Raw genomic sequence first — 25,153 nt, forward strand, 5'->3', positions numbered from 1 at the left:
GTCCTCCCGGTGGACGAGCGGCGGTGTGCGGCCGTATCGGTGTGGCCCGGCCCGGCGGCCGGACTGGTGCCATTGGCCGGTGACATGTCACTCTGATGCATGGAACCAGTCCAGTTCCATGGCCAATCCGAGAAAGGTGGACCGCATCTCATGAGTCCGTGGACCTCCGCGGTGGGGGCACCTCAACTGGCCCGCCTGCTCGGCTCCCAGCACACCCGCGACGCGACCGCCGCGAGCCCCGTCGCACCGCTCAACGGCGGCCGCCGCGTCCCCGCCTACCGCGGCCTCGCCGACGGCGTGCGGCTGCTCCTGCTGGAGGGCCGGGTGCCGGTCGCGGCCCGCCTCCCCGCCGAGCGCGAACTCGCCGCGGCGCTCGCCGTCAGCCGCACCACCGTCGCCGCCGCCTACGAGGCGCTGCGCGCCGAGGGGTTCCTGGAGTCGCGGCGCGGCGCGGGCAGCTGGACCGCCATGCCCGCCGGAAGCCCGCTGCCCACCCGCGGGCTCGACCCGCTGCCCCCGGAGGCCGCCGCCTCCGTCATCGACCTCGGCTGCGCCGCGCTCCCGGCCCCCGAGCCCTGGCTGACCCGGGCGATGAGCGGCGCCCTGGAGGAGCTGCCGCCGTACGCCGCGACCCACGGCGACTACCCCGCGGGCCTGCCCGCCCTGCGCCAGGCCCTCGCCGACCGCTACACCGCCCGCGGCGTGCCGACGATGCCCGAGCAGATCATGGTCACCACCGGCGCCATGGGCGCCGTCGCCGCCACCTGCCGTCTCATGGTGCGCCCCGGTGAGCGGGTCGCCGTCGACTCGCCCAGCTACGCCAATGTGCTCCAGCTGATGCGGGAGGCGGGCGCCCGGCTGGTGCCCGTCGCGATGGCCGGCCGGCTCGGGGGCTGGGACATCCCCGCCTGGCGCCAGGTCCTCGGCGTCGCCGCCCCCCGGATGGCCTACGTCGTCGCGGACTTCCACAACCCCACCGGTGCGCTCGCCACCGAGGAGCAGCGCCGCCGCCTCGTCGACGCCGCCCGCACGGCCGGGACGGTCCTGATCGCCGACGAGACCATGGCCGAGCTGCGGCTGGACGACGACATCGAGCTGCCCCGCCCGGTCTCGGCGTTCGACCCGGCGGGCAGCACCGTCGTCACCGTCGGCTCCGCGAGCAAGACCTTCTGGGCGGGCTTGCGCATCGGCTGGGTCCGCGCCGCGCCCGAGGTCATCCGCAGCCTCGTCGCCGCCCGCGCCTACGCCGACCTGGGCACGCCCGTCATCGAACAGCTCGCCGTCGCCTGGCTGTTGAACACCGGCGGCTGGGAGGAGGCCATCGAGGTCCGCCGCGCGCTCGCCCGCGGCAACCGGGACGCGCTCGTGGCCGCCGTACGACGCCACCTGCCCGACTGGGAGTTCACCGTCCCGCACGGCGGCCTCACCCTCTGGGCCCGCACCGGCGGCCTCTCCGGCTCCCGCATCGCCGAGGCCGGTGCCCGGCTGGGCGTGCGCGTCCCCTCGGGCCCGCGCTTCGGCGTGGACGGCGCCTTCGAGGGCTACGTCCGGCTCCCCTTCACGGTGACGGGCGCGGTGGCCGACAAGGCCGCCGAGCGCCTGGCGGCCGCCGCGGACCTGGTGGCGACGGGCGCGACGACGGAGGCGGAGACCCCGCGCACCTGGGTGGCCTGACCTGGTCCCTTACCTGCCGGGCCCGGAGGTGGTGGTCACCCCTTCGTGACCACCGTCCGCTCGTCCGGGGAGCCCGTCTCGGGACCCGGCAGCAGCCGCAGCACGGCCCGCCGCTGGCCCTCGCTCGTCGCGTCGTCGTACGGGTCGGGCGTGGCCGGTACCTGGAGCCGGTGCACCGGGCCCGCGCCGAGCCGCGCGTACCCCCGGCCCGCCGGTACCTCCGGCACCGGGGTGGTGGGCGGCGGGGCGCCCAGTACGGCGGTGGTCTGGTCGAGTGACGCCGGGCCCAGGACGACCCGGGCGCGGGTGTGGAACCGTACGGCCTCGCTCAGCCCCTCCGCCGCGTCGAGCTGATCGGCCACCACGACCCGTACGTTCGCCGCCCGCCCGTGCCGCAGCGGCACCTGGAGCAGCTCCTGGGGGTCCGTACGGCCGTCGGCGGCCGCCACAGGGCTGAGCGCCGACGGCCGGTCCAGCACGATCCACAGCGGACGCTGGACGTCCTCCGGCGGCGGATGGCCGAACTGGCGGGCGCGGTTGGCGGCGAGCAGCCGCCGTTCGGTCTCGTGCCCGGCCCACTCCAGCGTCGCCAGCACCCCGGCGAGCCCGCATTCCACGGCCAGCACCCCGGACCGGCCGCTGAGGCACGCGTACTCGCCGGTCCCGCTGCCGTCCACCACCAGCACGTCGCCGTGCGGCAGCGCCTGGAGCAGGATCGAGCGGAGCAGGGTGGTGGTGCCGCTGCCGGGGCGGCCGAGCGCCAGCAGATGCGGTTCGGTGGAGCGCGGCCCGGTGCGCCAGACGACGGGCGGCACGTCCCGGGTCGTCGTCGCGCCGTCCGGCTCCTCCGCGTCGGCGTCCTGAGCCGTCTCGTCGTCGCCCTCCAGCACCGGCAGGGTCCGCCGTACGGAGGACGCGTCCGTGAAGCCGAGCACCGTCTCGCCCGGCGCGGTGACGAAGCGCTGGGCGCAGATCGCGGTGGACAGGGCGGGCAGCACCGCCAGGGTGAGCCGGTTCGCCTCCTCGTCCCAGGTGAACAAGTATTCCCGGTCGCGCCCCGACTTCGCGTACAGCAACTGCTCGATGCGGGCCCGGGACCCGGCCTCGCCGTCCGTGAAGTACGCGGGGTACCGCAGCACCAGCCGGGTCGGCCGCCCGTCCTCGCCGAAGTCGAACGACTCGAACGGACGCGCCCAATCCCCGCCGTGGCTGTAGAGCGGGTCCGGGTCCTCGGCGGCGGCGAAGTACGGCACCAGCGCCTCGTAGATCAGGCGCAGCCGCTCGGTCCCGTCGGCGCCCGGTTCGGGGGAGGCGGCGGCGCGTGCGCGGCCCGCCCAGGCCGCGGCGGCGAGCAGGCCGACGCCCGAGGCCAGCGGCCCGTACGGCAGCAGGAAGACCACGAACACGCAGGCGGCCGCGACGAAGAACGCGGGCCCCCGCTGTTCGCCCGGGAGGTCCACCCAGCGGCGCCGCACTCCGGCGGCGAGCACCCCGAGGCCGCGGGAGAGGGCGAACAGCGGATGGAGGACGTCGGCGGCGCTGTCGGCCGCGGTGCGGGCGAACTCGCGGCCGCGGCGGAACGGGACGCCCCCGGCGCCGCCGATCCGGAGCCGGGGGAGTGGTGGCAGGCCCACGTCAGATCTTGATCCCGCCCAGCAGGCCGGCGAGGCTCGCACCACCGGCCTTGATGCTCGGGGCGATGGCGGTGCTCGAGAGGTAGAAGCCGAAGAGGGCGCAGACGACGCCGTGGGATGGCTTGAGGCCGTCTTTGCGGAAGAAGATGAAGACGACGATGCCGAGCAGGACGACACCGGAAATGGACAGGATCATCTCGGTCTCCTGGCTGGTGGGGGATGCTCACCATGAGTCATTTCAGGGTCACAGCATGTATCCATCCGAGGAAAGGTGCAAACGGGGAGATTGGTGACGCAGGCGCCACAATGGTCACGTGCCGGTGATCACATGCACAGGTGGCGTGTGCGCGGGTAGCGGCATGCACAGGCAGTGAACGCACAGCTAGCGAAGCCGGAGGCGATACGCGATGAGCGCACCGAACCCCGAGAGCGAACCCGCGCACGACCCGGAGGTGCTCCAGCTGGCGGCCAAGGTCTTCGACCTGGCCCGGCACGGTGACACCGACACGCTCGCCGCCTACGTGGACGCGGGCGTTCCGGCCAACCTCACCGACGACAAGGGCGATTCGCTGCTCATGCTGGCCGCCTACCACGGCCATGCCGCGGTCGTGTCCGCCCTGCTGGAGCGCGGCGCCGACCCCAACCGCGTCAGCGACCGGGGGCAGACCCCCATCGCCGGGGCGGCCTTCAAGGGCGAGGAGGAGGTGCTGCGGGTCCTGCTGGCCGCCGGTGCCGACCCGCGCGCGGGCTCCCCCTCGGCGGTCGACACGGCGCGCATGTTCGGGCGCGACGACCTGCTCGCGCTGTTCGGCCCCGCGGGCGCGTAGCGCAGGGAGCGACGGGTCGGGCCAACTCCGTACGTATCGAAGGATCGACGGGGTTGGTCCAGACCTGTTGACATGGGCAGCGCGGCGCTGGAGATTATGGCGCGCACCTTCCCTCCCCGGCCGTCGGCCCGGGACCCCCACACAGGAAGGCATCTGCGCCATGCGAAGGACGCTGCGAACCACCCTGATCGGCCTGCTCTCGGCCACCGCTCTCGCCGCCACCCCGTGGTTCACCGCACCGGCCGCCGCCGGGGAGCGCACCTCCGCCGCGGCCTTCACCGAGAACTTCGACGGCCCGGCGGGCGGCGCGGTCGACGGCGGCAGATGGGGCTACGAGACCGGCGACAACGTCAACAACCACGAGCGGCAGTACTACACGGACGGTACGAAGAACGCCGCGCTGGACGGTCAGGGCAACCTCGTCATCACCGCCCGCAAGGAGAACCCCGCCAACTACAACTGCTGGTACGGCCGCTGCGAGTACACCTCCGCCCGCCTCTCCACCGCCCGCACCTTCACCACCGCCTACGGCCATGTCGAGGCCCGCATGAAGCTGCCGCGCGGCCAGGGCATGTGGCCCGCGTTCTGGATGCTGGGCAACGACATCGGCAGCGCGGGCTGGCCCAACTGCGGTGAGATCGACGTGATGGAGAACGTGGGCTTCGAGCCCAGCACCGTCCACGGCACGATCCACGGCCCCGGCTACTCCGGCTCTGGCGGCATCGGCGCGGGCTACACCCTCCCGGGCGGGGCGAAGTTCGCCGACGCCTTCCACACGTTCGCCGTCGACTGGTCGCCGGGCAAGATCACCTGGTCGGTGGACGGCAACGTCTACCAGACCCGCACCCCCGCCGATCTGAACGGCAATCGCTGGGTCTTCGACCACGGCTTCTATCTCATCCTCAACCTCGCGGTCGGCGGCTACTGGCCCGGCGACCCGGACGGCAGCACCACCTTCCCGCAGCAGCTGGTGGTCGACTACGTGAAGGTGACCGGCGGCAACTGACGCCGTGTCCCCGCGCGGCCGTAGCCTTGCCGCTCATGGACACCGCGCCGCCCATGGACATCTGCGACCGGATCGAGGCCGCCGACCGCCGCATCCACGCCTTCGTCCCCGAGCCCGGCCGACGCGACCGGCTGCGGCGCGAGGTGCGGGCGGCGGCCGAGCGGTGGCCCGACCCCGCCGACCGGCCGCCGCTGTACGGGGTGCCGGTCGGCGTCAAGGACATCGTGCACGTCGACGGGCTGCCCACGCGCGCCGGTTCGGCCGTCCCCGCCGAGGCGCTGGCCGGTCCGCAGGCGTCGCTGGTCGGCCGGTTGCGGGCGGCGGGCGCGCTGGTGGCGGGCAAGACCGTCACCGCCGAGTTCGCCGTCACCGCGCCCGGCCCGACCCGCAATCCGCACGATGTGGCCCACACCCCCGGCGGCTCCAGCAGCGGTTCGGCGGCGGCCGTCGCCGCGGGCATGGTGCCGCTCGCCATCGGCACCCAGACGATCGGCTCGATGATCCGCCCGGCCGCGTACTGCGGGGTCGTCGGCTTCAAGCCGACCCACGGCCGCATCCCGGCCGACGGCGTCATCCCCAACGTGCCGACCTTCGACACCGTGGGCCTGTTCGCCCCGGACACGTACGGACTGAGCCCGGCGGCGGCCGTGCTGTGCGACGACTGGCGGCCGGTCCCGGTCGGCGGGGTCCCGGTCGGCGGGGTCCCGGGGGAGGGGCCGCGGCCGGTGCTCGCCGTGCCGACCGGTCCGTACCTCGGCCGGGCGGAGCCGGCGGCGCTGGACGCCTTCGAGGAGCGGGCGCGGCGGCTGGCCGACGCCGGATTCCCGGTCCGCCGGATCCCGTTCCCGGCCGACGTCGACACCCTGGTCGCCCGGCAGCGGGTGATCAACCGCTACGAGGTCGCCCGCACCCACGCCGAGTGGTTCCCGCGCTACGGCGAGCTGTACCGGGAGCAGACGGTCACCGCGATCCGGCAGGGGCAGCGGATCGACCGGGACACCTACGCCTCGGCCCTGCGCGATCGCGAGCGCTACCGGGAGCGGCTGATCGCGGCGATGGACGTGGAGGGCATCGACCTGTGGATCGCCCCGGGGGCCACGGGCCCGGCGCCGCGCGGCCTCGCCAGCACGGGTGACTCGATCATGTGCCTCCCCTGGAGCGTGGCCGGACTGCCGGTCCTCGGTCTGCCCGCTGGCCGGGCGGCGGGCTCCCTTCCACTCGGCCTGCAGTGCGTGGCCCGTCCGGGGGCGGACGAGCGGCTGCTGGAGTGGGGCCCCGGAATCGAGTTGGTCCTCGGCGGACCTTCCGCACCCGTATGATCTGTATCCAGTCCCATGTACCGAGTTGGGGGCGCGATGTCTGCCACGTGGTGGCTTATGCAGGGTGAGGCCACGGTCGGCGAGTTACGGCAGTACGGTGTCGATCAGCCGGTTTTCCTGTGCCACTTCACGCCCGGACCGGCCTGGGAGAACGCCCGGGACAAGTTCGAGTCATGGTCCGCGCTGCGCGGCCCGGACCCCGACGGCAGCCGGACCGCCCAGGTCATCAGATCCATCATGGACCTCGAACTGCGGCTGGTCCCCGCGGACGGCAGCGCCCCGATGGCGCTGTTCACGGAGTGCATCCTGCGGATCGACGGTCACACGGCCCGCTTGCGGTACTGAAACCCCGCGGCCGGGCCGGAGGCTGACGATCCGTCCTATCGGCCCCAGCCGTCCTAGCCGTCGGTCTTGCCGAGGACGAGCACCTGGATGGCCAGCACGGCGGCGCCCCGCGCCCAGTCGTTGAAGTCGGAGACCTTGGTCTCCAGATCGACCGGATCCGCCAGCGGATGGCGATGGGCGGCGATGGTCCGGTGGATCGTCTCGCCCGCCACGTCGACCAGGCCGACGCCCTCCCCGGCGAGCACGATCTTCTGCGGCATCGCGAAGTTGGCGATCTGCGCCACCAGGATGCCGAGGCCCCGCCCCGCCTCGTCGATCACCCGGCCGGTGACCGGGTCGCCGGACGCGGCGAGGGCGAGAATGCCCGGATAGTCGATCTCGCGGCCCAGTGCGGCCTGCACCTGGTAGCGGATGTTCGGGATGGACAGCATCGCGACCGCGCTGCCGCGCTCCCCGTCCGGGGTGAGCGGACCGTGCGGGTCGATGATCCAGCGCTTGCCGAGGCCGTGGCCGTCCTCCGCGCCGCGGACCAGGGTGCCGCCGATGACCAGGCTGTATCCGATGCCCGCGCCGATCGTGAGCACGACGAAGCGGTCCAGCCCGCGCCCCGCGCCGAACCAGGTCTCGGCCTCGGTGAGGGCCACCACGTCGTTCTCCACCACCACCGGCAGCCCGGTGCGCCGCTCCAGCAGCTCGGCGAACGGGACGTCGTCCCAGTCCAGGAAGGCGGAGTCGACGACGGTCGACCGGCCCCGGACATGGCCGCCGACGCCCACGCCGATCCCGGCCAGCCGGGGGAAGTCGCGGCTGAAGTCCTGGACGCACTCCTGGAGGAGGTCCGCGATCTCCTCGGGGTCATGGGTGCCCAGCGGGCGGGTCCGCTGGGCCACGACCTCGCTCTTGAGCGTGGTGACCACGCCGTACACCGCATCGCCGGTGATCTTGAACCCGGCGAAGTAGCGGGACTCGGCCACGATGTCCAGCGGCTGGGAGGGGCGCCCCTGTCCGTTGGGCCGGGCCGGACGGGACGCGGCGGGCCATGCCTCCTCGACCAGCAGCCCGGACTCGATCAGCGGCTTGGTCAGCCGGGTGAGGCTGCCCGCCGACAGATCCAGCCGTCTGGCGATGTCGCCGCGCGAGAGCGGCCCGTGCATCAGCACTTCGATCGCCACCGCCCGCTCGGCGGGACTCAGCGGTGCCCAACTGGCCGCCAGCGCACTCATCGAGCCGTCATCATCCACATCCTGGAGCCTATATATCTTTCCCGACGAAAACAATGGCGGGGTCGAGGGCTGTGGACAACGGGTTTTCCACACCCCGTGCAGGGGTCTTGACAGCTCTATTTTTTCGTCACAAAACTAATCGGCCATGGACCACGTCACGGACCAGACGGACAAGGGAGTCTTATGGCCATCGCCTCGCCCCACCGCGCGGGCACCCACCACCCGGGCGCCCGCCGCCGGGACGCCCGCGGCGACGGGCTGCTCGCGGCGGCGTTCATCGCACCCGCCCTGTTCGGGTTCCTCGTCTTCCTCCTCTGGCCCACCCTGCGCGGCATCTATCTGAGCTTCACCCGCTTCAACCTGCTGACCCCGCCGGAGTGGGTGGGCCTGGACAACTACGTGCGCATGGTCAACGACCCGATCTTCTGGGGCTCGTTGCGCGTCACCGTCACCTATGTGGTCCTGAACATCGGGGTGCAGACGGTGGTGGCCCTGCTCATCGCCGTCCTGATGCAGCGGCTGACCCAGTCGGCGCTGGTCCGCGGCATCGTGCTCACCCCGTATCTGGTGTCGAACGTGGTCACCGGCATCGTCTTCCTGTGGATGCTCGACACCCAGCTCGGCATCGGCAACCAGATACTCGGCGCCCTCGGCCTCGGCCACATCGCCTTCTTCGGCAGCCAGACGTGGGCCATCCCGACCATCGCCCTCGTCAACGTCTGGCGGCACGTGGGCTACACGGCCCTGCTGCTCTTCGCCGGGCTCCAGGCGATCCCCAAGGACATGTACGAGGCGGGCCGGATCGACGGGGCGGGGGAGTGGCGGATGTTCTGGAGGATCTCCCTGCCCCTGCTGCGGCCGATCCTCGCGCTGGTGCTCATCATGACCGTCATCGGGTCGTTCCAGGTGTTCGACACGGTCGCCGTCACCACCGACGGAGGCCCGGCCAACGCCACCAACGTGCTCCAGTACTACATCTACGGCGCCGCGTTCGGACGCTTCCAGTTCGGCTACGCCTCGGCGATGTCCGTCGCGCTGCTGATCGTCCTCAGCGTGATCACCATCGTCCAGTACCGGCTCACCAAGGCCGGCCAGACCGACCTCGGCTAGGGAGCCCGTCATGGCATTGGCGACATCCGCGAAGCTCGGCGCCCCGAGCCCCGCCACCACCCGGCCCGTGCTCAGGGTGCGGCGCAGGCCCTCGCCCGGCCGCGTCCTCGCCTGGGCCCTCATGGGCGGGATCATGGTGGTGACGCTCTTCCCCTTCTACTGGATCCTGCGGACCGCGCTGTCCACCAACACCGCGCTCGCCGCCCACCCCTCCTCCCTGCTGCCCGTCGACATCAGCCTCGGCGGCTTCGCCCGGGTCCTGGGACTCCAGAGCACCAAGGACGCCCTAGCCCAGGGCGGTTCGGGCGGCAGCCTCAACTTCTTTCGCTATCTGCTCAACTCGGTGCTCGTCTCGACCGTGATCACCGGCTGCCAGGTGCTGTTCTCCGCCATGGCCGCCTACGCCTTCGCGCGCCTGAAATGGCGCGGCCGGGACACCGTGTTCGGGGTGGTGCTCGCCGGGCTGATGGTGCCCGCCATCTTCACCCTGCTGCCGAACTTCGTACTCATCAAGGAGCTGGGGCTGGTCGACAGTCTGCTGGGCATCGCGCTGCCCACGATGTTCATGACGCCGTTCGCCGTCTTCTTCCTCCGCCAGTTCTTCATGAACATCCCCGCGGAGATCGAGGAGGCCGCGCTGCTGGACGGGGCGGGCAAGGTGCGGGTCTTCTTCCGGGTCATCCTGCCGATGTCCGGAGCGCCGATCGCGACCCTCGCCGTCCTCACCTACATGACGGCCTGGAACGACTACTTCTGGCCGCTCATGGTGTCGTACAGCGACAGCTCCCGGGTGCTCACCGTCGCGCTGAGCATCTTCCGCGCCCAGTCGCCGCAGACCGGGGTGGACTGGGCCGGGCTGATGTCGGCGACGCTGATCGCAGCCCTCCCGATGCTCCTGCTGTTCGCCGCCTTCGCCCGGCGCATCGTCAACTCCGTCGGCTTCACCGGAATCAAGTAGGAGGCAGCGATGGCAACGGTACGAACCTTCCGCGCACCTCGCGCACTCCGCACCGCGGTAGCGCTCGGCGGGGCCGCGGCGCTCACCCTCGTGGCGGGCTGCGCACCGCAGGGCTCCTCCTCGGTCTCCGCGCAGCGGACCGTCAGCTACTGGCTCTGGGACGCCAATCAGCTGCCCGCCTACGAGGCGTGCGCGAAGGGCTTCGAGAAGGACAACCCCGGGCTCAAGGTCAAGATCAGCCAGGTCGGGTGGGACGACTACTGGACCAAGCTCACCGCCGCGTTCATCGCGGACACCGCGCCCGATGTCTTCACCGACCACGTCTCCAAGTTCGCCCAGTTCACCGACCTCGGCGTGCTGGCCCCGCTGGATGAGCTGCCCGCCACCAAGGGCATCAAGAACGCCGACTACCAGCCCGGTCTCGGCGCCTCGTGGATCGGCCAGGACGGCCATCGTTACGGCGCCCCGAAGGACTGGGACACCGTCGCCCTCTTCTACAACAAGAAGATGGCCAAGGCCGCCGGGATCTCCGCCGGGCAGCTCGACTCCCTGACCTGGAACCCCCGGGACGGCGGCACCTTCGAGAAGGCCATCGCCCATCTCACCGTCGACCGGAACGGCGTCCGGGGAGACGAGCCGGGCTTCGACAAGAACCACGTACGCACCTACGGACTGGCCACCAACGTCGACGGCATCGACAGCGGCCAGACCCAGTGGAGCCCCTTCGCGGCGTCGACCGGCTGGCAGTTCACCAACAAGAAGGTGTGGGGCGACCACTACAACTACGACCAGGCCGCCTTCAAGGACACCATCGCGTGGTACTACGGCCTGGCGAAGAAGGGCTACATGCCGCCGTTCGAGGACTGGTCGGAATCCAATCAGCCACAGACCCAGCTGGGTTCGGGCAAGGCCGCCGTCGCGATGCACGGCTCCTGGATGATCTCGACCTTCGCCGGGCTCAAGGGCGTCGACGTCGGCACCGCCCTGACCCCCGTCGGCCCGTCCGGCCACCGCGCCACCATGATGAACGGCCTCGCCGACTCCATCAGCAAGCACGCGAAGAACAAGAAGGGCGCGGAGAAGTGGGTGGCCTATCTGGCGTCGAACGCCTGCCAGAAGAAGGTCGGTGAACACGGCATCGTCTTCCCCGCGACCAAGGCGGGCACCGACGCCGCCATCGCCGCGTACAAGAAGGACGGCCTCGACGTCTCCGCCTTCACCCGGCCAGTCGCCGACCGGACGACGTTCTCCTTCCCGATCACCAATTACGCCGCCGACGTCCAGGCCCTGATGACCCCCGCGCTCCAGGACATCTACGCCAACGGGGCGTCCGCGTCCCGCGTGCTCGACCGCACCAACGGGCAGATCAACTTCCTCTTCGACCAGTGACTTTTCGATCAGTGACTTTTGACCAGTGAAAGGGTCTTCCATGCCGTTCACCCTTGGCATCGTCGGCGCCGGGCAGTTCGCCGGCCAGTTCGCCAAGCTGTTCCAGGCCCATCCGGGCGTCGGGGACGTCACCGTCACCGATCTGCTGCCCGAGCGCGCTGACCGGCTGGTCTCCCAGTACGGGCTGGCCGGGACCCACCCCACGTTCGAGGCCATGCTGGAATCCGACGTGGACGCCGTCGCGCTGTTCACCCAGCGCTGGACCCACGGTCCCCTCGTCGTCCAGGCCCTGCGCGCGGGGAAGCATGTGTACTCCGCCGTGCCGATGGCGGTCAGCGAGGAGGAGATCGCCGCCATCATCGACGCCGTCCGGGAGACCGGGCTGACGTACATGATGGGCGAGACCAGCCAGTACAACCCGGCCACCGTCTACGCCCGGCAGAAGATCACCGAGGGCGGCTTCGGCCGGCTGTTCTACGCCGAGGGCGACTACGTCCACGACATGGATCTCGGCTTCTACGAGGCGTACCAGTACAGCGGCGGGGAGCACTGGAAGTCCACCGCCAGCTATCCGCCGCTGCTCTACCCCACCCACTCGGTCGGCGGGGTGCTGGGCGCCTGGCAGACCCACGCGGTGAGCGTGTCCGCGATAGGCGTCCGCGACGAGCGGGGGGACGGGGTCTTCGACCGGGAGGTCAGCCAGTTCGACAACGACTTCTCCAACGCCACCGCGCTCTTCGAGGCGGCAGGGGGCGGGTCGTTCCGCATCAACGAGTTCCGGCGGGTCGGCTACCCCTCGCACATCCGCGAGTCGCGATTCCGCTTCTTTGGCACCGAGGGCAGTCTCGAACAGCTCGCCACTGTCAGCTTCTGGCAGGACAAGAAGGGGGTCGAGGACGTCTCCGCGCACCTCCAGCCCGCGCCGACGCTGTCCCCCGACGATCCGTCGCTCGCCGAGGTCGCCCCCGCGCTGCGGGACGCCTTCACCTCGGGCAGCGCGCCCGTGCACGACCGGTCGCGGCTGCCGAAGGAGTTCGCCCAGCTGCCCAACGGGCACGAGGGCAGCCACCACTTCCTCGTCGACGACTTCGTCACCGCCGTCACCACCCGCACCCTGCCCACGGTGAACGCCTGGGTCGCGGCCCGCTACACCCTGCCGGGCATCGTCGCCCACCGGTCCGCGCTCCAGGGCGGCGCCCGCCTGGACATCCCGGACTTCGGGGACGCCCCCGCATAACGGCCCGCGCCGTGAGCCGGACCGCCGGAGGGATCGCCCGGGGATCGCCCCGGGATCGCCACACCCTCCGGCGGTCCGGCCGTATAGCTTGATCCTCATGGACATCGGTGATGTGGTCGAGGACTTCGAACTTCCCGACGAGAGCGGTGACATCCGCACCCTGAGCGGGCTGCTGGCGAAAGGCCCGGTCGTGCTGTTCTTCTATCCGGCGGCCTTCACGCCCGGCTGCACCAAGCAGGCCTGCCACTTCCGCGACATCGCGGCGGAGTTCCGGGAACTGGGCGCCGAACCGGTCGGCATCAGCGCCGACGCGGTCGAGAAGCAGGCCGAGTTCGCCCGTGCGTACTCCTTCGGCTATCCGCTGCTGTCGGATCCGGAGGGCACGGTGCGGGAGCGGTTCGGGGTGAAGCGCGGTATCGCGGCCGTACCGACCAAGCGGGTCACCTTTGTGGTCGACACCGATCGCCGGGTGCTGGAGATCGTCCGGAGCGAGTTCCGGATGGGGGTGCACGCGGACCGGGCGCTCGACGCGCTCCGGCGCCGGGCCGCGTAGCGCCGGGCAGAGCCGAATAGAGCCGCACAGAGCCGAAAACACTTGCACGGGCGGTGCGTCGCATCGCCCGGTAAACCTTGGTGGCACCTCTAGCAAGCGCTTGCCGAGCGGCGTAGGGTCGGGCCGCCCGCCCGTAAGTAACGCCCGCGCACGCCGCAACGTACGCCGCACGCCGCACGCGCCGAGCTGAGGAGCCTGACATGAGACGCGCCGGTACCGCACTACTGGCCGCCACCGCCTGCGTCGCCCTGCTGCCCGGCGCCCCGGCATGGGCCGGGACCTCCGGCCACCGCCCCGGCCACGCCCTCCGGAACTGCACCGGCACCGCGCCCGTCAGCTGCCACTTCGACGTCGCCCCGGGGACGTACGACGTCCGCGCCGTCCTCGGCGGTGCCGACGCGGGCAGCACCGCCGTCACCGCCGAGTCGCGGCGCACCCTGCTGCCCGCGACGGAGACCGCCGCCGGGCAGCGGCTCACGCGGACCTTCACCGTCAATGTGCGCGAGCCGGAGGGAGAGCCGACCGGCCCGAGCGGATCGCCCGGTCTCGACCTCACCTTCGGCGGCGACGCGCCCCGCCTCGCCGATCTGCGGGTCACCCCGAGCCGCCGGACGCAGCTCTTCATCGCCGGGGACTCGACCGCCTGCGACCAGATCGCCGCCCCGTACACGGGCTGGGGGCAGCAGCTTCCGCAGTTCTTCCGGCGCGGCCTCTCGGTCGCCAACTACGCGGACTCCGGCGAGGGTTCAGGATCCTTCCTCGCCGACCCCCGGCTGTTCCCCACCATGCGGCCGCTGATCCGCAAGGGCGACACCGTCCTCATCCAGTTCGCCCACAACGACAAGCAGACGACCGCCGCCGACTACCGCGCCAACCTCACCGCGCTGCTCGACGGGGTACGGGCGCGCGGCGGCAAGCCCGTCCTCGTCACGCCCATCGTGCGCCGCTGGTTCAACGACGACGGCACCCTCGACAACGCCACCGCGCTGCACATCAACGGCCTCGGCGTGAACCTGCCCGCCGAGATGCGCGCCCTGGCCGCCGAGCGGCACGTCCCCCTCATCGACCTCACCGCGCTCACCCGGCAGCTGGTGGAACGGCTCGGGCCGGAGGGCTCCAAGGCGCTGTACCTGTACGAAGAGGCCCGCGACAACACCCACACCTCCGCCCACGGCGCGACCGAGTTCGCGCGGCTCGTGCTCGGCGAGCTGCGCGCCCGCCATCTGGTCCCCGGCGGGGTGATCCGGTGACCCGCCCCCAGGGGACCCATCCCTTCCCGCTGCCCGCCGAGGACCGCGCCACCAGCCCCCACACCGGCTGGACCCGGGCCCACTGGGAGGCGGCCGCCGACGGGCTGCTCGCCGCCGTCGCCCCGTACGCCACCCCCGGCCGGGCCCTCTACCAGCTGCCGGGCCACCGGCCGAGCTGGTCGGGCGCCCGCTCGGACGGCCTCGAGGGGTTCGCCCGCACCTTCCTGCTGGCCGCGTTCCGCGTGGCGGGCGCGCGCGGCGCCGACCCGCACGGCCTGCTGGAGCGGTACGCGGACGGATTCGCCACCGGCACCCGGCGGCCCGGCGGCGACGGCCCCGAGGACTGGCCCCGGATCGAGGACCGCGGTCAGCCGCTGGTCGAATCCGCCTCGATCGCGCTCGGGCTGCGGATCACCCGCCCCTGGCTGTGGGACCGGCTGGACGACGGCGTGCGCCAGCGCGTCGGCGCCTGGCTCACGGACGCGCTCACCGCCACCCCCGTGCCCACCAACTGGGAGCTGTTCCCGGTGTCCGTGGGCGGCTTCCTCGCCGAGGCGGACGTGGCACCGGAGGCCGCCCGAGCCGTCGTCGCCCGGGGCCTTGACCGCATCGAGCCCTGGTACACCGGCGACGGCTGGTACAGCGACGGCGCGAACCGCGCCTTCGACTACTACAACGGCTGGGCCCTGCACCTCTATCCGGCCCTGGAGGCATGGCTGTCAGGCGACCCCGAACGGCTCGCCCGCTACGGACAGCGGCTGACCGCCCATCTCGGCGACTACGCCCACCTCTTCGGCGGCGACGGCGCCCCGCTCCACCAGGGCCGCTCGCTCATCTACCGCTTCGCGGCCGCCGCCCCGCTGTGGCTGGGCGCCCTCACCGGGCACACCCCGCTCACCCCCGGCACCACCCGCCGCCTCGCCTCCGGCACCTTGCGCCACTTCCTCGACCGGGGCGCGGCGGCGGGCGACGGGCTGCTGTCGCTCGGCTGGCACGGCCGCTACGAGGGCCTGGTGCAGCCCTACTCCGGCCCCGCGTCCCCCTACTGGGCCGCCAAGGGCTTCCTCGGGCTGCTGCTCCCTGAGGACCACGCCGTGTGGACGGCCCGCGAGGAGCCGGGCCCCGCCACCGCGGGCCACGACGGCACGCGCGCGGTCACCGGCCCCAACTGGCTGCTCCAGACCACCACCGCCGACGGACTGGTACGCCTCCACAACCACGGCAGCGAACACCTCCCGCCGCCCGGCGACCCCGACCAGGACGACCCGTACTACGCCCGGCTCGCCTACTCCACGGCCACCGGCCCCGTCCCGTACGGCGCCGCGCCCGACAACCACTTCGGCCTGCTGAGCGGCGACCGGGTCTCCCTGCGGACCGGTCTTGAGCCCCTGGGCACCGGGGACGGCTGGGCCGCCTCCCGCCACCGCCCCCGGGTGGTGGGGGAGGAGGGGCCGGACGACGTCCGCATCACCGCCCTGGTGCTGGCGCACGGCGCCGCTGAGGTCCGCGTCCACCTGGTCGCGGGCGCGGCCCCGGGCCACGCCGTACGCCAGACCGGCTGGGCGGCAGGCCCTCCAGGCCTGGACGGGGACCCGCTCTCCGAACTCCTCCCGCTGCACGGCCTGCTGACCGCCGACCCGCTGCCCGCCGCGGCCACGGCCTTCTCCGGCCGTGCCGTCGCCCCCGCTCTCACCGGCGAGACCACCGGCGGTGCGGCCGGTGACCTGTTCGTCTGCCTGGCCCGGCTGACCGCCGAACCGGACCCGCCCCCGCTGGGGACGCTGGCCCGCGTGGACGTGGCACCCGCCGACGACGGCTACGAGGTCCGGGTCGCCTGGTGGGACGGCGCCGCCTACCGCGCCCATCTGTCGGCGAGCGCGGTCCGCGTCGACCCGGCGGTCCCGTCCCCGCTCACGCGAAGCTGACCCGCTCCAGCCAGAAGTCGAGCAGCTTCGCATCGCCGAGCACCTCGAGCCCCCCGCCGTGTGCGGGGCGCCGCTTGTAGACGAGCAGCAGTAGCTCGGTCAGCGGGCCCCGCACCGCGACGGCCGCCTTCTCGTGCGCCCGGCGCCAGGTGATGGCCTCGCCGGTGAGGTCGACCACCCACTCCGCCCTCGCCTCCGGCGGGGTGTCGGTGGCGTGGAGGTGGAGGGTGCGGCCGGGGCCGAGCAGTTCGCGCATCCAGGGGTGGACCTCGAAGTGGAACGGAAGCGAGCCCAGCTCCATCCACTCGTCCAGCGCGTCGAGCGCCACCTCCCGGTCGAGGGTGAACTCCCAGCCGAGGCCGAGGATCGCGTCGGCCCGGTGGACGACCGTCTCATGGACGAACCGGCGCGCGTAGAACGCCGCGCTCCCGCCGGGCACCGGCGTCCACATCCGCGCGTCGGGCCCGGCCTCCCGCAGCGCCTCGGCCAGCTCCGCCGCGCCCTCGGTGAGCCACGGCCCGACCACGGCCGGGTCCTCGTCGGCGTACGGGGACAGATCGCGGAAGTGGTCGTCGGGCAGCGCCTCGGTGGCCCGCGCGCGCACGGTGTCCGTCGCCCAGCGCTGGCCGCCGCCCAGATGCCGCAGCAACTGGCCCACGTTCCAGTCGGGGCAGGACGGAACCGGCACCGTCAGATCCGCGCCCTCGATCCGGGACGCCAGGAGCCCGGTCTGCGTGACGATCTCGGCACACATCCGGTCAAAGCTCAGGAGAGTCATGACCCCACGGTAGAGGTCACCACTGACAAGGGGCCGACGGTGAGCGGCTAAGCGGGCGGCCGGGTTCCGCCGAGGCGTTCGGACAGGGACGTGGCCGAGGCGAGGAGGCTCTCGCCGATCTCGGCGACGCGGTCGCGGGTGACGCGGGAGGCCGGGCCGGAGACGCTGATCGCCGTGGCGACCGCCCCGCTGTGGTCGAAGACCGGCGCCGCGACGCAGCGGATCTCCTCCTCGTTCTCCACGTCGTCGATCGCGTACCCGCGCACCCGCACGGCGGCCAGTTCGGCGTGCAGGCGCTCGGCGGTGGTGATGGTGGCCGGGGTGCGGGGCGGCATGCCGCGTGCGATCACCTGGTCCACCACGGCGGGTGCGGCGTAGGCGAGAAAAGCCTTTCCGACGGCGGTGCAGTACGCGGGCTGGCGGCTGCCTATGCGGGAATGCATGCGCACCGGTTGGGGACTTTCAACCTTGTCGATATAAACGATCTCCGGCGGGTCGAAGACCACCAAGTGGACCGTTTCCCCTATGCCTTCGACGAGTTCGTGCAAATGTGGGGCCGCGGTTTCGCGGAAGTCCAGCCGCTCCAAATAGACTTGGCCGAGGAAGGCGTTCTGCGGGCCCAGCCGGTAGCGCCCGCTTTCCGTGTCCTGGTCCACCAGCCGCACCTCCCGCAGCGGCGCGAGCAGCCGCAGCACGGTGCTCTTGCTCAGGGCCAGGCCCTCGGCCAGGTCGGTGAGCGTCGCACCGCGCGGATGCCCGCGGTCCTCGGCCAGGAACATCACGATGGACAGCGCGCGGCGCAGCGAGGACGAGGTGTTGCGCCCAGGGCCGGTCCCGGCGGGCCGGTCGTCCTGGCCGCCGTGTGCGGTGCCCGGCCGAGAAGTCATGCCGGGACGGTAGCGGACCTCGCCGATTTTGCACAGCAGCACTGGATGCCGGAATTTGAAATCAACCATTGACGGCCTTGACCGGCTCGGCTAGCTTGTGCGCACCAATTACGGAATTGAGTTCTGCATTGCAGAATTCCCCGGGCCCGACCGATCATCGACGATCGCGGCCTCGATGATCTGTCCCGCCTCTTTTCACCCCGAAGGGAGTCCCGCCATGGGACGACGACGCCTTCATGCCCGCAGACTGGCCGCGATCTCCGTGAGCGCCCTCGCCGCCACCTCCCTGCTGGCTGCCTGCTCCTCCAGCCAGAGCCCGGCCTCCCGGGCCCAGGACTCCACCCTCCAGAAGGTGACCCGCAGCGGCACGCTGCGGGTGGCCAGCTGTCTGACCTTCCCGCCCTTCGGATCGACCGACAAGGCCAACAAGCCCCAGGGCTTCGACGTCGATGTCGCCAAGGCCATGGCCAAGGCGCTGGGCGTCAAGGCGAAGATCGTCGACACCACCTCCGCGAACCGCATCCCCAATCTGCGCACGCACAAGGTGGACGCCGTGATCTGCAACTTCACCACCACCGCCGAGCGCGCGAAGCAGGTCGCCTTCAGCGATCCGTACATCGTCGCCGGTGAGGTGCTGATGGTGAAGAAGTCCAGCAACATCGCGAGCCTGAAGGACCTCTCGGGCAAGAAGGTGGCGGTCACCAAGGGCTCGACCAACGGGGCGGCCGTGAAGCAGGGCAACCCCAAGGCGCAGATCCAGGAGTACGACACCTCGGCGGCCGCCGTCCTCGCGGTCAAGCAGGGCCAGGCCGACGCCATGGTCGAGGACTCCAACTTCCTCAACTACCAGGCCAAGTCCGACCCCTCCCTCAAGGTCACCAAGGTCTCCGTCGTACCGCTGGAGTACAACGCGATCGGCGTGGGCCAGGGCGACCCCGACTGGTTGCAGTGGATCAACACCTGGCTGCGGGAGTTCAACACCTCAGGCCAGAACGCGGCCCTCTACAAGAAGTGGTTCGGCGTCAAGCCGGTGTACCCCCTCAACCCGTCCTACTAAAAAGCCCTGCCGGGCGGCGGCCCACGGCCGCCGCCCGGCGTGGAGGAACCCATGTTCGCCGACTGGACCTACGCCCTCCAGGACTGGCCCACCTACCTCGCCGCGGCCTGGCTGACCCTGAAGCTGTCCCTCGCCGCCTTCGTCCTGGCCTGCGCCCTCGGGCTGCTGGGCGCCCTCGCCCGGCGGTCGCGCCACGCCCTCGTCCGCGCCCCGGCCGCCGTGTACGTCGAGGTCATCCGCAACACCCCGGTGCTGCTCCAGATGTTCGTCGCCTACTTCGCCCTGCCCTCGGCCGGGCTGCGGCTGAGCCCCGTACAGGCGGGCATCGCGGCGCTCGGTCTCAACGTCGGCGCGTACCTCACCGAGATCTTCCGGGCCGGGATCCAGGCCGTCCCGCGCGGCCAGCGGGAGGCCTCCCGCGTGCTGGCCCTCAGCCCCTTCCGTACCTTCCTGCACGTCGTGCTCCCACAGGCGCTGCGCAACGTCTATCCGGCCGTGATCAACCAGCTCGTCCAGATCATCCTGGGCTCGTCCCTGCTGTCGGCCATCTCCGTGCCCGAGCTGACCGGCACCGCCATGGTGATCAACTCGCGCAACCTGCTCACCATCCAGGTGTTCGGCATCGCCGCCGTCCTCTACCTGGTGCTCACCAATCTGGTCGTGCTGGTGGCGGAGCTGATCGGCCGCGCGGCGTTCAAACCGCCGCTGCGCCCGATCCGCGCCCGGCAGTCGGTCCTGGCGGGTCTGCGGACCGCGGCCCGCCGCCTCGTCCTGGTCCGCAAGGAGGCGTGATGGACTGGTCGGTCCTGTGGTCCAACGGGGACCTGTACGTATCCGGGCTGTGGTCCACCGTCGAGCTCTCCGCCGCGGCCATCGTCGCCTGCACCCTGCTCGGGCTGGTCGTCGCGGCCATCCGCACCAGCCGCGTCCCCGTCCTGGCCCAGCTCGCCCGCTGCTACCTGGAGGTCTTCCGGGGCACCCCGCTGCTGGTCCAGATGCTCTTCATCTACTTCGGCGCCGCGTACCTCGGCATCGGGAACATCAGCGTCTTCGGCGCCGCCCTCCTCGCGCTCACCCTCTTCCAGGGCGCCTACGTCGCGGAGATCTTCCGCTCCGGCATCGAGGCCGTACCGCGCGGCCAGTGGGAGGCGGCGCGGGTCCTGGGCCTGAGCCGTACCCAGACCTTCGGGTCGGTCATCCTCCCGCAGACCCGGGCCATCGTGCTGCCCCCGCTGGTTGGCCAGTACCTCTCGCTCGTCAAGGACACCTCGATCGCCGTCGTCATCGGCTACGCCGAACTCCTCCGCGAGGGCCAGGCCATCGTGGACCGGGCGGGACACCCGGGCATGACGTACCTGGCCATCGCCGTCCTGTACTTCGTCATCTGTTCCCCGCTGTCGGTCGTCGTCCGGCGCATGGAGAGAAAGGCCGTGACCGCCTGATGATCACCAAGTCCCCCATGGAGCGGCCCCCCGCCACCACCGCCCAGGTCGCCCTGTCCGGCGTGCACAAGCGCTTCGGCGACCTGGAGGTCCTCAAGGGCGTCGACATCGAGGTCGGCGCCGGCGAGGTCGTGGTGCTCATCGGAGCCAGCGGCTCCGGCAAGAGCACCCTGCTGCGCATCATGTGCGACCTGGAACGCGCCGACCGCGGCGAGGTCTGGGTCAACGGAGTCCCGCTGCACGACCGCAGGCGCGCACCCGAGATCTTCGGCCACGTCGGCATGGTCTTCCAGCAGTTCAACCTGTTCCCGCACCGCACCGCGCTGGGCAACGTGACCCTCGCGCTGCTCAAGGTACGGAAGATCAGCCGCAAGGAGGCCGCCGAGCGGGGCCGGGAGGCGCTGACCCGGGTCGGGCTCGCCGACAAGGCGGACGCCTACCCGGCCCAGCTGTCCGGCGGCCAGCAGCAGCGCGTGGCGATCGCCCGCGCGCTCGCCATGGACCCCGCCGTCATGTTCTTCGACGAACCCACCTCCGCCCTCGACCCGGAGCTGGTCGGCGAGGTCACCGGCGTCATGCGGTCCCTGGCCGACGAGGGCATGACCATGGTGGTCGTCACTCACGAGATGCGGTTCGCCCGGGACACCGCCGACCACGTGGTCTTCATGGACGGCGGTGTCGTCCTCGAACAGGGCACGCCCGAGCGCGTCTTCGGCAGCCCGGCCGAGGCCCGCACCCAGCAGTTCCTCCACCGGGTGCTGGACACCTGACCCCGGGCCCTGGCCGCCGGATCAGCTGAGCGGCGTAAAGGCGAACGAGAACTCCGCCGGGGCCGCCGGCAGCCGGTGCGGCTCCAGCACCCCAGGGCCGCAGGACTGGCTGCCGATGCCCTGCTGGCCGTGGTCGAGGTTGACCCACACCGTGTCGGGCGACGCGACCAGGTCCGGGGTGTGCTCGGCCGCATCCAGCTGCTCCGTCGTCCAGCGGCGGGCGGTGAACCAGAAGGGCGGGTCGCCCTCGATCCGCAGGCCCGTGCCGTCCGGGGCGGTCAGCCGCGCCCAGCGCACATCGGCCCGCGCCCCGTTCTCCTGCGGCCGTACGTACGGCGTCTGGAGGTCGTCCACCGACCGCGCCCAGCGCCCCAGCCGGGAGGCGGCCCGGGTGTCCGGGTACGCCTCGCCGGGGCCGCCGCCGAACCACTCCGCGGCGCCCAGCCCGGCCGGTACGCCGAGCCGTACGCCCAGCCGGGGCAGCGGGCAGGTCCACTCGCCGAGCGGGGTGACGGAGACGGCCAGCCGCAGCCGGTCACCCTCCGCCGTCCACCGGTAGACCGCCGTGAGCCCGAGGTCGGTCGCCGCGGGGGCGACCCGGGTACGGACGGTCAGCGCCCGGTCCGCGAGGTCCACCGCCTCGATCCGGTGCTGGAGCCGGTGCAGGCCCAGTTCCCGCCAGATCAGCCCGTAGCGCTCGTCGGGCTGCCAGGACGCGCCGTTGTCGTTGTCGGTGGGGGCGCGCCAGATGTCGAGCCGGGGGCCGGTGAGCGTGAGCCCGCCGAGCGCGGTCAGGGTGCCGGTGGCGGCGTCGAAGACGCCCGGGCCGAGGGTGATCCGGTCCCCGTCGCGGCGCGGCGCCGCCGTGGCCGTGACAGGGGCGGGGGCAGTTGCCACACCGGGCAGCTGCGCCCAGGCCACCACGTGTCCCGCCGTACCCCACGCGGTGTCCGCGGCGAGCCGTGCCTCGACCGTCCAGTGGGTCTCGTCGCCCGGCGGGGTGGCCGGTGGCGCGGGCAGCTTGAGGTCGGCGGACTCGCCGGGGGCCAGCGGCGGCACGGTCAGCTCACCGGACCCGATCGCCACGCCCTCGGCCTCGTAGGCCCAGGTGAAGGCGAGATGGGACAGGTCGGTGAAGTCGTGGCCGTTGGTGATCCGGACAGTCCCCGAAGGCCCGTCGCCCTCGATCCGCACCGGCTCGACGACCTTCTTGTACTCGATCAGCCCAGGGGACGGCGTGCGGTCGGGGAAGAGGAGCCCGTCGCAGACGAAGTTGCCGTCGTGCAGCTCCTCGCCGAAGTCCCCGCCGTACGCGTAGTAGAGCGTGCCGTTCGCCGTGTGCTGGGCGAAGCCGTGGTCGATCCACTCCCAGACGAACCCACCCTGGAGCCGTTCGTGCGTCTCGAACAGCCGCTGGTACTCGCTGAGTCCGCCCGGCCCGTTGCCCATGGCGTGCGCGTACTCGCACTGGATGAACGGCAGCGCCCGGCGCCGCGCGTCCAGCGCGGGATCGCCCCATGGCGCCTCCGTGCGGCTGCCGATCTGCGCGACCTCCTCGTGCGGCGCGTACATCCGGGAGTAGAGCCCGGTGTCGGCGCAGGACAGGTCGCCCTCGTAGTGGATCACCCGGGACGGGTCGCGCTCCCGGATCCAGTCGGCCATCGCGGAAAGACCGCGGCCGGTGCCGCACTCGTTGCCGAGCGACCACATCACGATGGACGGGTGGTTCTTGTCGCGCTCGACCATCCGGGCGGCCCGGTCGAGCAGCGCGGGGGTCCAGCGGTCGTCGTCGACCGGGTTGTTCCGCCAGCCGAGGTCGACGAAGCCATGGGTCTCCAGGTCGCATTCGTCGATGACCCACAGCCCCAGCTCGTCGCACAGGTCGAAGAAGGCGGGGTGCGGCGGATAGTGGCTGGTGCGCACGGCGTTGATGTTGTGCCGCTTCATCAGCTCCAGATCGCGGCGCATGGTCGCCAGGTCCAGCGCGCGGCCGGTCTCCGGGTGGAACTCATGCCGGTTGACGCCCCGGAACAGCACCCTCCGGCCGTTGACCTTGAACACGCCGTCCTCGACGGCGACCGTACGGAAGCCGATCCGCAGGGCGATGGTCTCGCCCCCGGCGGTCAGCGTGCCCTCGTACAGCCGCGGCGTCTCCGCCGTCCACGGCTCGACGGGGACGGTTGCGCTCTCCCCGGTGGCCAGGTCGAGCCCCAGCTCGGGCACGGTGACCCGGCCGCCGCCCGGTCCGGCGTCGACCCGCAGCGTGCCCGCGCCGCCGAGGTGGTCGTACGAGGCGTGCACGAAGTGGTCGGCCACGGCCCCCGCGGGCCGGTGCTCCAGCGTCACCTCGCGGAAGATGCCCGGCAGCCACCACTGGTCCTGGTCCTCCAGGTAGCTGCCGGATGACCACTGGTGCACCCGCACCGCCAGCACGTTCCCCGACGGCTTCAGCAGCCCCGCGACCGCGAACTCGTGCGGCAGCCGGCTGCCCTTGAAGGTGCCCAGCTCCTCCCCGTTGAGCCAGACCCGGGCGCAGGACTCCACACCCTCGAAGCGCAGCACCGTCTCCCCGCCGTCCGGCCAGTCGCCGGGCAGGTCGAAGACGCGCAGATGGTCGCCGGTCGGGTTCTCGGTGGGCACGTGCGGCGGGTCCACCGGGAACGGATAGTTCACATTCGTGTAGATCGGCGCGCCGTGGCCGTGCAGCACCCAGTGCGCGGGCACCGGGATCTCGTCCCACCCGGAGGCGTCGTAGCCGGGTCGGGCGAACGCGTCGTCCTCGGCGCCCGCGGTCGGCGACAGCCGGAACGCCCAGGTGCCGCCGAGGCTCAGCCGGGCGGCGTCGGAGCCGGGGGCCCAGGCGCGCGGCGGCAGGCATCCGGTGCCGGGGGAGACGTCCTCGTAGTAGGGAAGCGGCGGTGTCTGCGCGCGCGAGTTCATCGACTCTCCTCGGTCAGCCCTTGATACCGGTCTGTGCCACACCCTGCACGAGCCAGCGCTGGAGGAACACGAAGACGAGCACAAGTGGCAGGATCGATACGGCCGTTGCCATGAAGATCAGGTGGATGTTGATCGTCTGTGCGGTCATGTACGAGGACAGCGCGACCTGCACGGTCCACGAGCTCTGATCCTGGCCGATCACCAGGGGCCACAGGAAGGCGTTCCAGCCGCTGATGAACGTGATGACCGAGATGGCCGCGAAGAAGTTGAGCGAGTTGGGCACGACGATGCGCCAGTACGCGCCCCAGTAGCCCAGCCCGTCGACCCGCGCCGCCTCCTCCAGCTCCTTGGGGAAGCCCAGGAAGTACTGCCGGAAGAGGAACGCGGTGAAGCCGCTGAACAGGCCGGGGATGATCAGCCCGCGCAGCGAGGAGACCCAGCCGAGGGACGAGACCAGCACATAGCTCGGTACGAAGGTCACCGCGGCCGGGACCATGAGGGTGAACAGCACCGTGTACAGCACCTTGTTGGCGTGCTTGTACGGGATGCGGGCCAGCCCGTACCCGGCCAGCGAGCACACCAGCAGGGTCCCGAGGGTGTGCAGCACGGCCACCACGGTGGAGTTCCACAGCGCCCGGGCGAACGGTACGGAGGGGTCGTCGAACAGCTCCTTGACGTTCCCCCACTGGAGGTCGGTGGGGAAGAACGACCAGTTCTCGCCGGTGATGTCCGGGTCGGTGGACAGGGCGTTGCGGACGATCAGATAGAAGGGCACGAGGAACAGCAGGGTCGCCACGCCGAGCGCGACATAGAGCCCGGTGCTCCCCAT

23 protein-coding genes are annotated in these 25,153 nt (G+C 71.9%); 16 read left to right on the plus strand and 7 right to left on the minus strand.

Going from position 1 to position 25,153, the window contains the following annotated elements; all coding sequences use genetic code 11:
• Window positions 1-150 precede the first annotated feature (150 nt).
• Window positions 151-1,674, plus strand: coding sequence for a PLP-dependent aminotransferase family protein (locus ACH4TL_RS09380; protein WP_398309488.1), 1,524 nt, complete (start codon window positions 151-153; stop codon window positions 1,672-1,674).
• Window positions 1,675-1,709: 35 nt separating this feature from the next.
• Here ACH4TL_RS09380 and ACH4TL_RS09385 read toward each other — a convergent pair whose 3' ends face one another.
• Window positions 1,710-3,308: a hypothetical protein gene (locus ACH4TL_RS09385; RefSeq protein WP_398309485.1), complete on the minus strand. Its 1,599-nt coding sequence runs from the start codon at window positions 3,306-3,308 to the stop codon at window positions 1,710-1,712.
• Window position 3,309: 1 nt separating this feature from the next.
• Window positions 3,310-3,504, minus strand: a complete 195-nt coding sequence (locus tag ACH4TL_RS09390; protein ID WP_398309482.1) for a hypothetical protein — start codon at window positions 3,502-3,504, stop codon at window positions 3,310-3,312.
• A gap of 211 nt (window positions 3,505-3,715) precedes the next feature.
• Between ACH4TL_RS09390 and ACH4TL_RS09395 the strand changes: the two genes are divergently transcribed.
• The 4 genes from ACH4TL_RS09395 to ACH4TL_RS09410 all read left to right on the plus strand — a co-directional run bounded on the left by ACH4TL_RS09395 (window position 3,716) and on the right by ACH4TL_RS09410 (window position 6,805).
• Window positions 3,716-4,135: an ankyrin repeat domain-containing protein gene (locus tag ACH4TL_RS09395; protein ID WP_398309479.1), complete on the plus strand. Its 420-nt coding sequence runs from the start codon at window positions 3,716-3,718 to the stop codon at window positions 4,133-4,135.
• A gap of 160 nt (window positions 4,136-4,295) precedes the next feature.
• Window positions 4,296-5,141, plus strand: a complete 846-nt coding sequence (locus ACH4TL_RS09400) for a family 16 glycosylhydrolase (RefSeq protein WP_398309474.1) — start codon at window positions 4,296-4,298, stop codon at window positions 5,139-5,141.
• Between the two features lie 35 nt (window positions 5,142-5,176).
• Complete coding sequence (locus ACH4TL_RS09405) at window positions 5,177-6,460, plus strand: amidase (protein WP_398309471.1); 1,284 nt, start codon at window positions 5,177-5,179, stop codon at window positions 6,458-6,460.
• 36 nt (window positions 6,461-6,496) lie between these two features.
• Complete coding sequence (locus ACH4TL_RS09410; protein ID WP_398309467.1) at window positions 6,497-6,805, plus strand: hypothetical protein; 309 nt, start codon at window positions 6,497-6,499, stop codon at window positions 6,803-6,805.
• Between the two features lie 53 nt (window positions 6,806-6,858).
• On the opposite strand, the gene ACH4TL_RS09415 is transcribed toward ACH4TL_RS09410, so the two are convergent.
• Window positions 6,859-8,028 carry an ROK family protein gene (locus ACH4TL_RS09415; RefSeq protein WP_398311512.1) on the minus strand — a complete coding sequence of 390 codons (1,170 nt, stop codon included), beginning with the start codon at window positions 8,026-8,028 and terminating at the stop codon, window positions 6,859-6,861.
• Window positions 8,029-8,211: 183 nt separating this feature from the next.
• Here ACH4TL_RS09415 and ACH4TL_RS09420 point away from each other — a divergent pair, with 183 nt between their 5' ends.
• The 7 genes from ACH4TL_RS09420 (at window position 8,212) to ACH4TL_RS09450 (ending at window position 16,450) form a co-directional block, all read left to right on the plus strand.
• Window positions 8,212-9,138: a carbohydrate ABC transporter permease gene (locus ACH4TL_RS09420; protein ID WP_398309464.1), complete on the plus strand. Its 927-nt coding sequence runs from the start codon at window positions 8,212-8,214 to the stop codon at window positions 9,136-9,138.
• A 10-nt stretch (window positions 9,139-9,148) separates the two neighbouring features.
• Window positions 9,149-10,096 carry a carbohydrate ABC transporter permease gene (locus ACH4TL_RS09425; RefSeq protein ID WP_398309461.1) on the plus strand — a complete coding sequence of 316 codons (948 nt, stop codon included), beginning with the start codon at window positions 9,149-9,151 and terminating at the stop codon, window positions 10,094-10,096.
• Between the two features lie 9 nt (window positions 10,097-10,105).
• Window positions 10,106-11,485: an ABC transporter substrate-binding protein gene (locus tag ACH4TL_RS09430; protein WP_398309457.1), complete on the plus strand. Its 1,380-nt coding sequence runs from the start codon at window positions 10,106-10,108 to the stop codon at window positions 11,483-11,485.
• Between the two features lie 40 nt (window positions 11,486-11,525).
• Window positions 11,526-12,722 carry a Gfo/Idh/MocA family protein gene (locus tag ACH4TL_RS09435; protein WP_398309454.1) on the plus strand — a complete coding sequence of 399 codons (1,197 nt, stop codon included), beginning with the start codon at window positions 11,526-11,528 and terminating at the stop codon, window positions 12,720-12,722.
• Window positions 12,723-12,819: 97 nt separating this feature from the next.
• Window positions 12,820-13,275 (plus strand): peroxiredoxin, encoded by a 456-nt coding sequence (locus ACH4TL_RS09440; RefSeq protein WP_398309450.1) that lies wholly within the window; start codon window positions 12,820-12,822, stop codon window positions 13,273-13,275.
• Between the two features lie 200 nt (window positions 13,276-13,475).
• Window positions 13,476-14,525, plus strand: a complete 1,050-nt coding sequence (locus ACH4TL_RS09445; protein ID WP_398309447.1) for a rhamnogalacturonan acetylesterase — start codon at window positions 13,476-13,478, stop codon at window positions 14,523-14,525.
• Window positions 14,522-16,450, plus strand: a complete 1,929-nt coding sequence (locus ACH4TL_RS09450; RefSeq protein ID WP_398309444.1) for a DUF2264 domain-containing protein — start codon at window positions 14,522-14,524, stop codon at window positions 16,448-16,450. The genes ACH4TL_RS09445 and ACH4TL_RS09450 overlap by 4 nt, the downstream gene beginning before the upstream one ends.
• Here the strand turns inward: ACH4TL_RS09450 and ACH4TL_RS09455 are convergent.
• The gene (locus tag ACH4TL_RS09455; protein ID WP_398309441.1) at window positions 16,437-17,228 is read right to left on the minus strand and encodes a maleylpyruvate isomerase family mycothiol-dependent enzyme; all 792 of its coding nucleotides are present in this window, start codon (window positions 17,226-17,228) and stop codon (window positions 16,437-16,439) included. The genes ACH4TL_RS09450 and ACH4TL_RS09455 overlap by 14 nt on opposite strands.
• A 47-nt stretch (window positions 17,229-17,275) precedes the next feature.
• Window positions 17,276-18,115, minus strand: coding sequence for an IclR family transcriptional regulator (locus tag ACH4TL_RS09460; protein WP_398309438.1), 840 nt, complete (start codon window positions 18,113-18,115; stop codon window positions 17,276-17,278).
• A gap of 217 nt (window positions 18,116-18,332) precedes the next feature.
• Here ACH4TL_RS09460 and ACH4TL_RS09465 point away from each other — a divergent pair, with 217 nt between their 5' ends.
• From ACH4TL_RS09465 to ACH4TL_RS09480, 4 genes are read left to right on the plus strand one after another with little or no spacing between them, the layout of a single operon-like run.
• Window positions 18,333-19,172 (plus strand): transporter substrate-binding domain-containing protein, encoded by an 840-nt coding sequence (locus ACH4TL_RS09465; protein ID WP_398309435.1) that lies wholly within the window; start codon window positions 18,333-18,335, stop codon window positions 19,170-19,172.
• 51 nt (window positions 19,173-19,223) lie between these two features.
• Window positions 19,224-19,964: an amino acid ABC transporter permease gene (locus ACH4TL_RS09470; protein ID WP_398309432.1), complete on the plus strand. Its 741-nt coding sequence runs from the start codon at window positions 19,224-19,226 to the stop codon at window positions 19,962-19,964.
• Window positions 19,964-20,614, plus strand: coding sequence for an amino acid ABC transporter permease (locus ACH4TL_RS09475; RefSeq protein WP_398309429.1), 651 nt, complete (start codon window positions 19,964-19,966; stop codon window positions 20,612-20,614). Before ACH4TL_RS09470 ends, ACH4TL_RS09475 begins: the two co-directional genes overlap by 1 nt.
• Window positions 20,615-20,631: 17 nt before the next feature.
• Window positions 20,632-21,384: an amino acid ABC transporter ATP-binding protein gene (locus tag ACH4TL_RS09480; protein ID WP_398425196.1), complete on the plus strand. Its 753-nt coding sequence runs from the start codon at window positions 20,632-20,634 to the stop codon at window positions 21,382-21,384.
• Between the two features lie 21 nt (window positions 21,385-21,405).
• Here the strand turns inward: ACH4TL_RS09480 and ACH4TL_RS09485 are convergent, their stop codons facing one another.
• Together ACH4TL_RS09485 and ACH4TL_RS09490 are read right to left on the minus strand one after the other, a co-directional pair.
• Window positions 21,406-24,324, minus strand: coding sequence for a glycoside hydrolase family 2 TIM barrel-domain containing protein (locus ACH4TL_RS09485; RefSeq protein WP_398309423.1), 2,919 nt, complete (start codon window positions 24,322-24,324; stop codon window positions 21,406-21,408).
• Window positions 24,325-24,337: 13 nt separating this feature from the next.
• Window positions 24,338-25,153 carry a carbohydrate ABC transporter permease gene (locus tag ACH4TL_RS09490; RefSeq protein ID WP_398311509.1) on the minus strand — a complete coding sequence of 272 codons (816 nt, stop codon included), beginning with the start codon at window positions 25,151-25,153 and terminating at the stop codon, window positions 24,338-24,340.

The sequence above is a fragment of the Streptomyces sp. NPDC021115 genome (genome assembly GCF_044333065.1).
Lineage (GTDB): Bacteria > Actinomycetota > Actinomycetes > Streptomycetales > Streptomycetaceae > Streptomyces.